Here is a 13,113-nt window from a genome sequence, read left to right as displayed (position 1 = left end):
CCCATCACCCTCAAACCACCACCACCCCCCCCCCCCCCCCCCCCCCCCCCCCCCCCCCCCCCCCCCCCCCCCCCCCCCCCCCCCCCCCCCCCCCCCCCCCCCCCCCCCCCCCCCGGGCCCGGGTCAGTTGCGGTCGCGCTGCCGGTCGATCGCCTCGAGGACGGTCTTCCGGCCCGCGCCGAGGTCGCGCTCGGCCTGCTCGGCCCGGTCGAGCTGGGGGTCGCCGTGCATGCCGCCGACCCGCTCCCGGGCCTCGGTCGCCTTCAGGTCGACCAGCTCCGCGGCCTTCCGGGCCTCCCTCGCCGCACCGGTGTCGGCCACGTGCTGCTCGCCGGAGCCGCGCTTGCGCGCGTCGGTGGCGCGCTTCTCCTCGTCGGAGAGCAGCTCCCACGCGGCATGGGGCAGGTACCGCTTCGTCCCGCCCTCACCGCGGGCGCGGTCGCCGCCGTCGGCGGTGCGCCAGTCCTGTCTCGTCCACTCCTGCAGATGCCGCTGCGACTCGCTGCGCTCGCCCTCGTGCCGGTAGCCGCCGCCGGCCGCCTCGTACTCGTGGGTCAGCAGCTGGCTCTTGCGGGCGCTCCACTGGCCGGGCCGCCCGCCCCGGTCGCCGGCCTTGATGTCCTCCTTGAGCCGCTCGCGCAGCTCGGGGTCCGTGTAGTCCCGGGCGTAGTCCTCCGCCGACCTGCCGCTCATGGGGTGCGGACTACCCCATCCGGTCGTGTCTCATCCGGCGGAGCGCGACCGGTCCACCTCCACGTGCGGGCGCGACTGCCAGCGCGCCCAGTCCGCGCTCACCTCGCCGGCCGTGCGCAGCAGCGCGGGCAGGTGCTCGGCCAGCAGCCGCTCGGTCGAGGTCTCGGCGGCGTGCACGGTCACGTTCATCGCCACGCGCACCGCGCCGTGCCCGTCGCGCACCGGGACGGCGACCGAGCGGACGCCCGGCGCGAGCTCCTCGTCGGCCAGTGCCCAGCCGCGGGCGCGCACCTCGGTGAGCTCCTCGCGCAGCTGCTCGGCCGTGCGCCCGATGTAGGGCGGCAGGCCCGAGCGGCTGGGCTCGGCGAGGGTGGCCTCGAGCCGGTCGGGCGGCAGGGCGGCGAGCAGCACCTTGCCCTGCGAGGTCTGGACGGCGGGGAAGCGCGTGCCGATCTCGACCCGCAGCGCGATGAGCTTGGGCACCGCCACCCGCGCCACGTAGACGATGTCCGACCCGTCGAGCTGGGCCATCGACGACGACTCGCCGGTCCGCGCGACCAGCGCCTCCATGTGCGGCCGGGCGAGGTCCCACAGCCCGAGCGCGCCGACGTAGGCCATCCCGAGCGACAGCACCCGCGGGGTCAGCGCGAACACCCCGCCGGCCGACCGCACGAAGCCCAGCTCCTCGAGCGTGAGGAGCAACCGCCGCGCGGTCGGCCGGGCCAGCCCCGCGGCGGCCGCCACCTCCGACAGCGTCATGGCCGGGTGGTCGGCGTCGAAGCAGGTGAGCACGTCGAGCCCCCGCGCCAGCGCCTCGACGAAGTCCGGCCCCTCACCGCGTCCGGCCACGGTGGCTCCTCAGTGCTCCCCGGCGAGGTGCCGCTCGAAGGCCTCCTCGCGGGCGGCGTGCGTGGTCTCCGACCGGTAGTCGGTGTACTGGTACGGGTTGTCCAGCACCTCCGACGACGGCAGCTCGGGGTCCATCCCGGCCTGCCAGACGTCCTCGCCCATGTCGGCGCGCAGGTGGTCCACGGTCGCCTCGACCTCGCGCCGGACCGCCGCCAGGTCGACGTCGACCAGCCGGTGCTGCGACTTCACGACCCGCCCGTCGACGAGCACGGTGTGCACGTCGCCGCGCTGCGCCTGGAACGCCACGTGGCCGTAGGGGTTGAGGAGGGGGAAGGACACCGGCGAGGCGTCGTTCTTGATCAGGACGACGTCGGCCTTCGCCCCGGGGGTGAGCCGGCCGAGGTCGTCGCGGCCGAGCGCCGTCGCCCCGCCGCGGGTGGCCCACTGCACGACGTGCTGCGCGCGCAGCGCCAGCTGCGTCACGGTGTTGCCCTTGAGGTGGGCCTCGAAGTGCTCGCGCGAGCGGTCGGCGCCCAGCGTCGTGCGCATCGCGGAGAACAGGTCCCCGCTCCACCACACGCTGGTGTCCATCGACAGCGACACCGGGATGCCGTGCGCGCGCACCTGCCAGGTGGGCGGGTAGCCCTGCCCGGCGCTCTGCTCGGACTCGGTGGAGACCGAGATCGACCCGCCGGTGGCCGCGATGCGGTGGTAGCTGTCGGGGGACAGCGACGCGGCGTGCACGTAGACGGTCTCCGGCGTCGCGAAGCCGTGCTCGTGCATGAGCCGGATGCCGTCGTCGTTGGTGGCGCCCCAGACGCCGGCGTGCGTGGTCACCGGCAGGCCGAGCTCGCGGGCCACCTCGAACGCGGCCTTCTCCGGGAACGCCGGGTCGCCGGTGACGTCGAAGGCGAGCTGGAAGCCGAGCAGGTCGCCCGCGCCGGTGCGGCGGCGCTCGAGGAAGCCCTGCACCGCCTCGTCCGCCGTCCACTCCCACGGCGCGGCCTGGATGTTGCCGTAGGCGAGCACGTACCGGCCGGGCACCGACTGCAGCGCGTCGACGGCGGCCTCGGCGTGGTCGACCGTCTGCAGGCCGTGCGACCAGTCGACGACGGTGGTGACGCCGGCGTCCAGCGCCTCGACGGCGGCCAGCCGGTTGCCCGCGGCGACGTCCTCCGGGCGGAAGCGCCGGCCGTGCTCGAGGTAGTACCAGACGAAGTACTGGGTGAGGGACCAGTCGGCGCCGTAGCCGCGCATCGCCGTCTGCCACATGTGCCGGTGGGTGTCGATCATCCCGGGCATCACGATGCCGTCGGTGGCGTCGACCTCCTGGGCGCCGTCGGGCGCCTCCAGCGCCGGGCCCACGGCCGCGATCCGGTCGCCGACGACGAGGACGTCGGCGTCGCGCAGCACCGTGCCGGCGTCGTCCATCGTGAGCACCGTGCCGCCGCGGAGGACGACGGGGCGACCGGCCTGCGGTGCCGGGGTCTGGGGGTCGGTCATGGTGCTCTCCTCGGACGTCGCTGGCTCGACGGACACCTGTCCGCTGACCGGACACAGGATGCGGATGCGGCCACCCTGCTCGTGACCTGTCGCACATGTCAAGACGGACCGCGTGCAGTTGACACAGGTCCGCGGCGGTGTCGAGACTCGGCGCGACCGGCGGACGACTGTCCGCTGGCACCAGTCCCGATGCCGAGGAGCGCGACGCGACGATGACGGCAGCACCCGGCGCGCCGAACCCCGAGGGCCCCCTCGCGGGCCTGCTCGTGGCCGACTTCTCCCGGATCCTCGCCGGCCCCTACGCCACGATGCTCATGGCCGACCTCGGCGCCGAGGTGGTCAAGGTCGAGGGCCCGCGCGGCGACGACACCCGCACCTGGGCACCACCGGTCCGGGACGGCGTCTCGACCTACTACCTGGGCGTCAACCGCAACAAGCGGTCGGTGGCCCTCGACCTCGCCGACGACGCCGACCTGGCCGCGGCCCGCGAGCTCGCCCGCCGCGCCGACGTCCTGGTGGAGAACTTCAAGCCCGGCGGCCTGGCCCGCTTCGGCCTCGACTACGACACGGTGGCCGCCACCAACCCCGCCGTCGTCTACGCCTCGATCAGCGGTTTCGGCAGCGGCCCCGGCGGGCGGTCGCTGCCCGGCTACGACCTCATCGTGCAGGCCATCTCCGGGCTGATGAGCCTCACCGGCGACCCGGGCGGCGACCCCTACCGGGCCGGCGTCGCCGTCTTCGACGTCATGGCCGGCCTGCACGCCACCATCGGTGTGCTGTCCGCGCTGAACCTGCGGCACGCCACCGGCCGCGGTCAGCACGTCGAGGTCAACCTGCTCTCCAGCGCGCTGTCCGGGCTGGTCAACCAGACCTCGGCGTACGTCGCCGGCGACGTCGTCCCGTTCCGGATGGGCAACAGCCACCCGAGCCTGTTCCCCTACGAGCCGCTGCCCTGCGCCGACGGCGACCTGATCGTCACCGCCGGCAACGACGGCCAGTTCCGCAAGCTGTGCGAGGTGCTCGGCGTGCCCGGGCTGGTGGAGGACCCGCGGTTCCTGCACAACGAGGACCGCACGGCGAACCGCGAGGAGCTGCGCCCGCTGCTGGTCGAGCGGCTGAAGACCCGCACGAAGATGGAGTGGTTCCGCGACATCATCGCCGCGGGCGTGCCGTGCGGGCCGATCAACACCGTCGACCAGGGCGTCGCCTTCGCCGAGGAGGTTGGCCTGGACCCCGTCGTCACGGCGGGGGAGGGCGGCGCCGCCGTGCCGTCCATCCGCAACCCCATCCGGTTCTCCGAGACGGCGGCGCGGTACCGCTTGCCACCGCCCGCGCTCGACGAGCACGGTGCGGAGATCCGCCGGTGGCTGGCCGAGGGCGAGGAGACGCCGTGAGCGAGGACGGGTACCCGACCGCGCTGGGTGCCTCGAGCCGCGAGTCGATCACCCTGCTCGGCACCGACCTCGCCCGCGACGTCATGGGCACGGTCGGCTTCGGCGAGCTGGCGTTCTGGCTGGCCACCCAGCGCCGGCCCACGCCGGGGGAGACCCGCGTGTTCGAGGCGGTGCTCGCCGCGCTCGCCGACCACGGCTTCACCCCGACGGCGATCGTCACCCGGCTGACGTACCTGTCGGCCCCCGACTCGATCCAGGGCGCGCTCGCCGCCGGGCTGCTCGGCGGCGGCTCCCGCTTCCTCGGCGTCACCGAGGACTGCGGCCGGTTCCTGCACGAGGTCCTGGTGTCGGCGGGCGGGCTCCCGGCCGACGACGGCGGCTGGGACGCCCTCGCGCTGGAGACGGTCACCGCGCAGCGCGCGGCCGGCCGGTTCGTCCCGGGCCTGGGTCACCACGTGCACAAGGACGGCGACCCGCGCACGCCGCGGCTGTTCGAGATCGCCGGCGAGGAGGGCCTGGTCGGCCCGCACCTGGCGCTGTTCGCCGCGATCGGCCGGGTGCACCCGCAGGTGCTCGGGAGGACGCTGCCGCTCAACGGCGCCGGCGTCTGCGGCGCCGCGCTGGCCGACCTCGGCCTGCCGCTGGAGCTGCTGCGCGGCTTCGCCCTGCTGGCCCGCACCGCCGGGCTGATCGGCCAGCTCGCCGAGGAGCTGCGCCACCCCGTGGCCAACCGGGTCTTCCTGTCGGTCGACCTGGACAACCGCTCCGTCCCGCCGGACCCCTACGAGCCCGAGACCCTGGGAGGCAGTCATGGCTGAGGTGGCCGCGGTCATCGCGTCGACCCACCACCCCTTCTACTACCGCGCGAGCACCTCGACCGGCGCGGACCGGCCGCCGTTCGCCGACGAGTGGGTGGCCAAGATCGAGCGGTTCCGGGAGACGCTCACCCGGGCCGAGCCCGACGTGCTGGTGATGGTCGGCAGCGACCACTTCCACCAGCTGTGGCTGGACAACATGCCGCAGTTCCTCGTCGGCAAGGCGCCCTTCTTCGACGCCAACTGGTACAACGAGGAACGCGAGTTCGGCCTGCCGCGGATGACGCTGCGCGGCGAGGAGGACCTGGCCGCGCACCTGCTGCGCGACGGCCTCGACCGCGACTTCGACCTGGCCTTCTCCAACGAGCTGCGGATCGACCACAGCATCACGTGCCCGATCATCACGCTGCGGCCGCAGGCCGACCTGCCGATCGTGCCGGTCTACACGAACATCTTCGCCCCGCCGCTGCCCCAGCCGCGGCGCTTCGTGCAGCTGGGGAGGGCGATCCGGGAGATGGTCGAGTCCTGGGAGTCGGACAAGCGGGTGGCGATCATCGGCACCGGCCACCTGTCGCTGGAGCTCGGCGGCCCGCGCCAGTTCGGCGAGCACGGGCCCGACCCGGAGTTCGACCGCAAGGCCGTCGAGTGGATCGCCTCCGGCGACATCGAGGGCTGCCTGGCCGAGGTGTCACTGGACTCGCTGCACGCCCCGGGCAACGCCACCCACGGCTTCATGGACTTCATGCTGATGATGGGCGCCGCCGGCGAGGGGCAGAAGGCCGACCACGTCGACACCCTCGACCTGTTCCACACCATGGAGGCCTACTTCACCTGGTACCCGAACGGAGCCCCGGCATGAGTCGCTACCTGCTGGACAAGTTCCTCTTCACCGTCGACCGCGACCCCGCCCTCGTGGAGCGCTACCGCGAGGACCCGGCCGGCACGGTCGAGTGGTGGGAGGCCGAGATGGCCAACAAGATCCTCAACTGCACCGACGACGAGCGGTCGACCTGGCTGGAGTTCACCGAGGACGAGCGGCGCGCGCTGCGCGAGCACGACCACGTGACGCTGTTCCAGATGGGCGCCCACCCCTTCCTCACGCTCACGCTGTTCATCGCGATGTTCGAGCGCGACCACGGGCCGCTGGAGTACCAGAAGGCCTACGGCAAGGCGATGGAGCACATCACGCTGCCCTATCCCGACATCACCACCTGACGTGCGGGCCACCTGACGTGCGCGCCGCCGTCGTCCGCGCGCCCGGGACGCCGCCCGAGCACGCCGAGCACCCCGACCCCACCGCCGGGCCGGGGCACACGCTGGTGCGGGTCACCGCCGCGCCGATCGTGCCGCTGGACCTGCTCTGCGCGTCCGGCACGTCCTACTTCGGCGCGCCCGCGGTGCCCTACGTGCCGGGGGTGCAGGGCGTCGGCGTCGTCGAGGAGTCCGGCCGGCTGCCGGCCGGCACCCGGGTCTGGTTCGCCACGTCGGCCGGCATGGCGCTCGGCGACGGGAGCCTCGCGCAGCGGTGCGCCGTCGACGACGAGGACCTCGTGCCGCTGTCCGCCGACCTGCCCGACGCGGCGGTCGCGGCGATCGGCCTGTCCGGCGTGGCCGCGTGGATGTGCCTGACCTGGCGCGGGCGGCTGCAGCCGGAGGAGACCGTCGTCGTCCTCGGGGCCGGCGGCGCGGTGGGGCAGGTGGCGGTCGGCGCGGCGCGGGTGCTCGGCGCCGGGCGGGTGGTGGCGGTCTGCCGCTCGACCACGGCGCGGGAGCGGGCGCGCGCCGCCGGCGCCGACGCCGTCGTGCCGCTGACCGGCGACGTCGACGCGCTCGCCGCCGCGCTGGCGCAGGCGTGTCCCGGCGGGGCGCACGTCGTCGTCGACCCGGTGTTCGGCGTCGCGGCGACGGCGGCGTCGCGGGTGCTGGCGCCGGGCGGGCGGCTGGTCAACCTGGGCGGGGCGTCCGGCGACGAGGCGGTGTTCTCCTCGTCCGTGCTGCGCGGCCGGTCGGCGGAGGTGCTCGGCTACACCAACAACGCGCTGACCCCGCAGCAGCGCCGCGACGCGCTCGGCGCGGTCCTCGCCGCGGCCGCCACCGGCCGGGTCGCCGTCGCGCACGAGACGGTGCCGCTGGCCGACGTCGGCGGCGCCTGGGCGCGGCAGGCCGCGGGCGACGCGGGCGTCCGGCTGGTCGTCGTCCCCTAGCCGCGGCCCCGGGGGGCGGCGCGCACGTGCACCCGTTCGCCCTGGGGGCCGAAGAGGGCGAGCACCTCGGTGGGCCGGCCGTCGGGGTTGCCCAGCCAGTGCGGGGTGCGCGTGTCGAACTCGGCCGCCTCACCGGGGGTCAGGACGACGTCGGCGTCGCCGAGCAGCAGCCGCAGCTGCCCGGACAGCACGTAGAGCCACTCCCAGCCCTCGTGCGAGCGCTGCTCGCCCGGCTCCCCGCCCCAGCGCGGCGGGAGCACCATCTTGTAGGCCTGCAGCCCGCCCGGGCGGCGGGTGAGCGGGATGAACGTGGCGCCGTGCCGGGTGATCGGGCGGAGCCGCACCCGGGGGTCGCCGGTCTCGGGGGCGTCGACCAGCTCGTCGAGCGGCACCTGGTGGGCGCGGGCCAGCGGCAGCAGCAGCTCGAGGGTGGGCCGGCGCTGCCCGGCCTCCAGCCGGGACAGCGTGGACACCGAGATGCCGGTGTCCTCGGACAGCTGGGTCAGCGTCGCGCCGCGCTGTCGGCGCAGCTCGCGCAGCCGCGGGCCCACCGCGTCGAGGACGGCGTCGAGGTCCGCGTCGGGATCCGTCACGTTGCCAGTATGGCAAAGGCGTTTGCCTGTTCCGCGACGGCGGGTGCACCGTGGGCGGTATGGACGAGACGTACGACGTGGTGGTCATCGGCGGGGGAGCGGCGGGCCTGTCCGGCGCCCTCGCCCTGGGGCGGGCGCGGCGCTCGGTCGCCGTCGTCGACGAGGGGACGCCGCGCAACGCGCCGGCGCACGAGATGCACAACTACCTGGGCCGCGACGGCACGCCCCCGGCCGACCTGCTCGCCGCCGGGCGGGCCGAGGTCGCCGGCTACGGCGGGGTACTGGTCGACGGCACGGTCACCGCGGTCGGCGGGGCGGCCGGCGCCTTCACCGTGGAGCTCGCCTCCGGACGGGTGCTCGGCGCGCGGCGGCTGCTGGTCACCACCGGCCTGACCGACGAGCTGCCCGACGTCCCGGGCGTGCGGGAGCTGTGGGGCACCGACGTCCTGCACTGCCCGTACTGCCACGGCTGGGAGGTGCGCGACCGGGCGATCGGCGTGGTCGCCACCGGCCCGATGTCGCTGCACCAGGCCCAGATGTGGCGGCAGTGGAGCGCCGACGTCGTGTTCTTCCTGCACACCGCGCCCGAGCCGGACGACGCCACCGCCGAGGAGCTGGCCGCCCGCGGGATCCGGGTGGTGCGCGGCGAGGTGGCGGCGCTGGAGACCGACGGCGGCCGGCTGACCGGCGTCCGGCTGGCCGGCGGCGAGGTGGTGCCGCGCGCCGCCGTCGTCGTGGCCCCGCGGTTCACCGCCCGCTCGGCGGTGCTGACCGGGCTCGGGCTGGAGGCCCAGCCGTTCCGGATGGGCGAGGCGGTCGTCGGGTCGCACGTGCCGGTCGACGCCCGCGGCGCGACCGCGGTGCCCGGCGTGTGGGCGGCCGGCAACGTCGCGGACCCGAGCGCCCAGGTGATCGGCGCCGCGGCCGCCGGGCTGATGGCCGGCGCGCAGGTCAACGCGGACCTGGTCGCCGAGGACACCCGGGCCGCCGTCGACGTGATCCGCGCGATGAGCGATCCGGAGTACGGCGAGCAGTGGTGGGAGGAGCGCTACCGCACGCACGGCTCCGGCGTGTGGAGCGGCCGGGTCAACGACGTCCTGGCCGCCGAGGCCGCCGACCTGCCGCCGGGCCGCGCGCTGGACGCCGGCGCCGGCGAGGGCGGCGACGCCGTCTGGCTGGCCCGCCGGGGCTGGACGGTGACCGCGCTCGACCTCTCCCGCACCGCGCTGGACCGGGCGGCCGCGGCGGCCGAGGCGGCCGGGGTGCCGCTCGAGACCCGCAAGGCCGACGTCTCCTCGTGGCGGCCCGGCGAGGAGCGGTGGGACCTGGTGACCGCCTCGTTCCTGCACTTCCCGCCCGGCACCCGCGACGGCGTGCTGCGGACGCTGGCGTCGGCGGTCGCGCCCGGCGGCACGCTGCTGGTGACCATGCACGACGGCAGCGACGCCGCCCAGGGCATCCAGCGGCCGGGGTCGCCCGACTGGTACGCCACCGGGGAGCAGATGGCCGCGGTGCTCGACCCCGGCGACTGGGAGGTCCAGGTGGCCGAGGCACGGCCGCGGGAGGCGCGCGGGCACGAGCACGGCTCGGCGCACGCCGCCGACGCGGTGCTGCGGGCGCGGCGCCGTCAGCCGGTGACGTCGTCCTCGCTCGTGTAGAGCAGCCGCAGCCGGGCCGGCGGGGTGAACGGCCGCCAGGCGTCGCGGGTCTGGGCCAGGCGGTCGGCCACCAGCCACAGCACCGCCGGGTCGTGGCCCATCCCGAGGTGGCTGGCGTGCACGCCGACGTTCTCCGCGCGCGGGCCGGGCGTCTGCCGGCAGGCCCGCCAGTCGACGACGCCGTCCCAGCGCGAGTACACCGCGGTGCTCGGGACCGGCAGGCCGCCGGCCAGGCCGCCCCGCCCGCGCGGCACCGCGTGCAGGTGCCGGTAGCGGGCGTAGGCGCGGGCGCCCGGGCTGTCGTCGGGCGGGCCCCCGGCGAGCCCGAACGGCGAGCCGAGGCTGATCACCTGGCGGACCAGGCGCGGCACGCGCAGCGCCAGCCGCCGGGCGTAGATGCCGCCCAGGCTCTGCCCGACGATGCTCACCGGTCCGGCGTGCTGGTCGGCCAGCCGCTGCACCAGGCGGGGCAGCTCGTCGGTGATCTCCTTGGTGGGGCCGCGGTTGCGGCCGAGCTCCCAGCCGACCACCGGGTAGCCCAGACCGCGCAGCCAGCGGCGCAGGGTCGCGGTGGAGACGTCGGAGGCCATCAGGCCGGGCAGCACGAGCACGCCGTGCGGCTCCCCGCGGGGGGCGCCGCGCAGCAGCGGGTAGGTCAGTGCGAGCGCGCCGGCGCTGGCCGCGGCCCGCACGGGCTCGGTGGCGGCGAGCAGGCGGCGGCGGGCTTCCGGGCTGTTCGGGGCGTCGGTCACGGTCTTCCCTCCGACGGCGGTGACGGGTCTGCGACACCGCTACCCGGCCGGGCGCCCGGGACTCGCCTTCCGCGCGCGAAAGGCGGGTCCCGGGCGCGGGGTCAGCGCTCCTGCAGGTACGCCGCCGCGGTGGCGCGCAGCCGCTCGTGCACGCCGTCGGCGGCGATCGCGCCGGGCAGGTACCGCTTCGCCAGCTTGGCCACCATCGTGTAGTTGGTGTCGACGACGTTGCCCGCCGGCGCCAGCCCCGCCTGGCTGACCAGCTGCAGCGCGTCGAGCCGGTCCCAGCCGGCCAGCTCGGCGGCCCAGGTGACCAGGTCGTGCTGGCTGATCCGGTAGGCGTCCTCCAGCGGCCGGACCGAGCCGGTCGACATGAGGAACTCGTCGGTCTCCAGCCGCGGCCAGGCGGGCCCGCCGCCCTTGACCAGGTCGACGACGACGACCGTGCGCATCGCCGACTCGACCGCGGTGCCGCAGACCTCGCCCTCGCCCTGCCGGCAGTGCCCGTCGCCGAGGGAGAGCATCCCGCCGGGCACGTTGACGCCGAAGTAGACGGTCGTGCCGGCCCGCACCTCCGGGGTGTCCATGTTCCCGCCGTGCGCGCCGGGCGTGATGCTGGCGAACACCTCGCCCGCGGCCGGCGCGACGCCGATCGTGCCGTGCATCGGGTCGAGCGGGAGCTCCACCTCCGGGCCGCCGCGGCGCGGGCGGAACAGGCAGGTGCCCCGCTCGCGGTCGATCTCGTAGAGCCAGACCAGCTCCTCCAGCGGCTCGTGCAGCATCGCCGTCGAGTGGGTGGTGGTCAGCGCGCCGAAGTGCGGGAACGTGCTGGACACCGCCCAGTCCCGCGCCGGCGCGACGTCCACCAGGTGCACCGCCAGGGTGTCCCCGGGCTCGGCCCCCTCGACGGCGACCGGCCCGCTCACCGGGTTGAGGAACGGGAAGTCGCACACCTGGCTCGGCAGGTCGTCGACGCTGCGCACCTTGCCGCCGTAGCAGTCCTCGGTGGTCAGCTCGACCACCGTGCCCGGCGCCACGGTGAGCAGCGGCTCGCCGCCGCCGAACGAGTAGCGCAGCTGGTCGGGGGTCGGCTCCAGGGAGACGACCTCGAGGGACGCGGTCACCGGTTCTCCTCGCTGGCGCTCGTCGCACCGGCGAACGCCGGTGCTGTGTTCATCGGTGAGCTCGCGAGCTCGCTCACAGGTTCTCCTCCGCGCGGATCTCGGGCCGCCGGCCCGTGGCGATCAGGACGATCATCAGCAGCACGCCGATGGCCAGCCACACGAAGCCGAGCTCCTGGGCGGCCACCTGGGCGTTGTAGACGACGTAGGCCAGGATGCCGAACCCGAGGACCGGCACCGCCAGGTGCAGCCACCAGTTGCGGCTCTTCAGCCGGCCGACGAAGTGCACGACGACGGCCACGTGCAGCAGCAGGAACGCCGACAGCGCGCCGAAGTTCACCAGGGTCGACAGCAGCGTGATGCCGTCCTCGCGCTGCTCCATGTAGAGGCCCAGCACGAGGGAGACGACCGCGACGAGCAGGGTGGCGTTGACCGGCACGCGGCGGGTCGGGTGCACCTTGCGGAGGAAACCGGGCAGCTGGCGGTCGCGCGCCATGGCGAACAGCAGCCGCGAGGTCGCCGCCTGGGCCACCAGCGAGTTGGCGAAGCCCCACGCGATGGCGGTGGCGATCGCGGTCAGCGTGCCCAGCCAGGCGCCGCCGGCCACCTCCGCGGCGTCGTAGAACGCGGTGCCCGCGGCGTCGCCCTCGGCGATGAGGGTGTCGGGGTCGGGCACGAGCAGCGCGGCGACCCAGGTCTGGACGATGAACAGCGTCCCGGCCAGCGCCAGCGCCGCGATCATCGCCTTGCCGATGGAACGCGCGGAGTCCCGGTTCTCCTCGGCGAGGGTGGAGATGCCGTCGAAGCCGAGGAAGCTCAGCACCGCGATCGACACCGCGCCGAAGACCAGTTCGAGGGAGAACGTGTCGCTGTTGTAGATCGGCGTGAAGTCGAAGCCGCGGCCCTCGCCGGAGGCCAGCGCGACGACGCCGATGACCAGGAAGATCGCGAGCACGATCAGCTCGGCGACCAGCATGATCTTGTTGACCCGCGCGGTGAACTCGATGCCGAAGTAGTTGACGACGGTGTTGAGGACGACGAAGCCGATCAGCCAGACCCACACCGGGATCGACGTGACGATCGAGTTCATGGCGATCGCGGCGATGAGGTAGAGCAGCGCCGGGACCAGCACGTAGTCGAGCAGGATCATCCAGCCGGCGATGAACCCGACCGGCTGGGCGATGCCGCGGCCGGCGTAGGTGTAGACCGAGCCGGCCATCGGGAACGCCCGCGACATCTGCGAGTACGACGCCGCGGTGAAGGCCATGGCCAGCCCGCCGATCGCGTAGGCGAGGGCGACCATGCCGCCGGAGCCCTGGAAGACGCTGCCGAAGATGCCGAACGGCGCGATCGGCACCATGAAGACCAGGCCGTAGACGAGCAGGTCGGTGAACGTCAGCGAGCGCTTGAGCTCCTGGCGGTAGCCGAACTCCTCGACGCCGGCGGCTCCGGCCGCCGGGGCCGCGCCGGCACCGGTGGTCCCGGTGACGTGCGCGGACGGGGTGGTGCGGGGGTCGGTCACGACTCCTCC

13 protein-coding genes are annotated in these 13,113 nt (G+C 75.0%); 6 read left to right on the top strand and 7 right to left on the bottom strand.

The window, feature by feature from the left end:
- Nucleotides 1-123: 123 nt before the first annotated feature.
- The 3 genes from ACI79L_RS19505 to ACI79L_RS19495 are packed head-to-tail and all read right to left on the bottom strand — an operon-like array spanning nt 124 to nt 3,045.
- On the bottom strand, nt 124-693 hold the full coding sequence (locus ACI79L_RS19505) for a hypothetical protein (RefSeq protein ID WP_456938369.1): 570 nt from the start codon (nt 691-693) through the stop codon (nt 124-126).
- Nucleotides 694-723: 30 nt separating this feature from the next.
- Nucleotides 724-1,542 carry an IclR family transcriptional regulator domain-containing protein gene (locus ACI79L_RS19500; RefSeq protein ID WP_456938368.1) on the bottom strand — a complete coding sequence of 273 codons (819 nt, stop codon included), beginning with the start codon at nt 1,540-1,542 and terminating at the stop codon, nt 724-726.
- A gap of 9 nt (nt 1,543-1,551) precedes the next feature.
- Entirely contained in the window at nt 1,552-3,045 is a 1,494-nt protein-coding gene (locus ACI79L_RS19495; RefSeq protein WP_456938367.1) for an amidohydrolase family protein, read from the bottom strand.
- 212 nt (nt 3,046-3,257) lie between these two features.
- Between ACI79L_RS19495 and ACI79L_RS19490 the strand changes: the two genes are divergently transcribed.
- Genes ACI79L_RS19490 through ACI79L_RS19470 form a run of 5 tightly spaced genes read left to right on the top strand, consistent with a single transcriptional unit; the run spans nt 3,258 to nt 7,458 of the window.
- Nucleotides 3,258-4,439, top strand: a complete 1,182-nt coding sequence (locus tag ACI79L_RS19490) for a CaiB/BaiF CoA transferase family protein (RefSeq protein WP_456938366.1) — start codon at nt 3,258-3,260, stop codon at nt 4,437-4,439.
- Nucleotides 4,436-5,257, top strand: a complete 822-nt coding sequence (locus ACI79L_RS19485) for a citryl-CoA lyase (protein WP_456938365.1) — start codon at nt 4,436-4,438, stop codon at nt 5,255-5,257. The genes ACI79L_RS19490 and ACI79L_RS19485 overlap by 4 nt, the downstream gene beginning before the upstream one ends.
- The gene (locus tag ACI79L_RS19480; protein ID WP_456938364.1) at nt 5,250-6,113 is read left to right on the top strand and encodes a DODA-type extradiol aromatic ring-opening family dioxygenase; all 864 of its coding nucleotides are present in this window, start codon (nt 5,250-5,252) and stop codon (nt 6,111-6,113) included. The genes ACI79L_RS19485 and ACI79L_RS19480 overlap by 8 nt, the downstream gene beginning before the upstream one ends.
- Complete coding sequence (locus ACI79L_RS19475) at nt 6,110-6,469, top strand: hypothetical protein (protein ID WP_387984977.1); 360 nt, start codon at nt 6,110-6,112, stop codon at nt 6,467-6,469. Before ACI79L_RS19480 ends, ACI79L_RS19475 begins: the two co-directional genes overlap by 4 nt.
- Nucleotides 6,470-6,486: 17 nt before the next feature.
- A complete protein-coding gene (locus tag ACI79L_RS19470) occupies nt 6,487-7,458 on the top strand; it encodes a quinone oxidoreductase family protein (protein WP_456938363.1) in 972 nt (323 codons plus the stop codon).
- On the opposite strand, the gene ACI79L_RS19465 is transcribed toward ACI79L_RS19470, so the two are convergent.
- Complete coding sequence (locus tag ACI79L_RS19465) at nt 7,455-8,051, bottom strand: helix-turn-helix domain-containing protein (RefSeq protein WP_456938362.1); 597 nt, start codon at nt 8,049-8,051, stop codon at nt 7,455-7,457. The genes ACI79L_RS19470 and ACI79L_RS19465 overlap by 4 nt on opposite strands.
- Before the next feature lie 59 nt (nt 8,052-8,110).
- On the opposite strand from ACI79L_RS19465, the gene ACI79L_RS19460 reads away from it, so the two are divergent.
- Nucleotides 8,111-9,709 (top strand): FAD-dependent oxidoreductase, encoded by a 1,599-nt coding sequence (locus ACI79L_RS19460; RefSeq protein ID WP_456938361.1) that lies wholly within the window; start codon nt 8,111-8,113, stop codon nt 9,707-9,709.
- On the opposite strand, the gene ACI79L_RS19455 is transcribed toward ACI79L_RS19460, so the two are convergent.
- The 3 genes from ACI79L_RS19455 to ACI79L_RS19445 all read right to left on the bottom strand — a co-directional run bounded on the left by ACI79L_RS19455 (nt 9,679) and on the right by ACI79L_RS19445 (nt 13,104).
- Nucleotides 9,679-10,461 (bottom strand): esterase/lipase family protein, encoded by a 783-nt coding sequence (locus ACI79L_RS19455; RefSeq protein ID WP_456938360.1) that lies wholly within the window; start codon nt 10,459-10,461, stop codon nt 9,679-9,681. The two genes, ACI79L_RS19460 and ACI79L_RS19455, sit on opposite strands and share 31 nt — an antisense overlap.
- Nucleotides 10,462-10,562: 101 nt before the next feature.
- On the bottom strand, nt 10,563-11,585 hold the full coding sequence (locus ACI79L_RS19450) for an acetamidase/formamidase family protein (protein WP_456938359.1): 1,023 nt from the start codon (nt 11,583-11,585) through the stop codon (nt 10,563-10,565).
- A 73-nt stretch (nt 11,586-11,658) separates the two neighbouring features.
- A complete protein-coding gene (locus tag ACI79L_RS19445; protein ID WP_456938358.1) occupies nt 11,659-13,104 on the bottom strand; it encodes an APC family permease in 1,446 nt (481 codons plus the stop codon).
- Between the last annotated feature and the right edge of the window lie 9 nt (nt 13,105-13,113).

It is taken from the genome of Geodermatophilus sp. SYSU D00684 (genome assembly GCF_054050455.1).
Note: the sequence above shows the minus strand (reverse complement) of the source record. Positions and strands in the feature narration are given on the sequence as shown.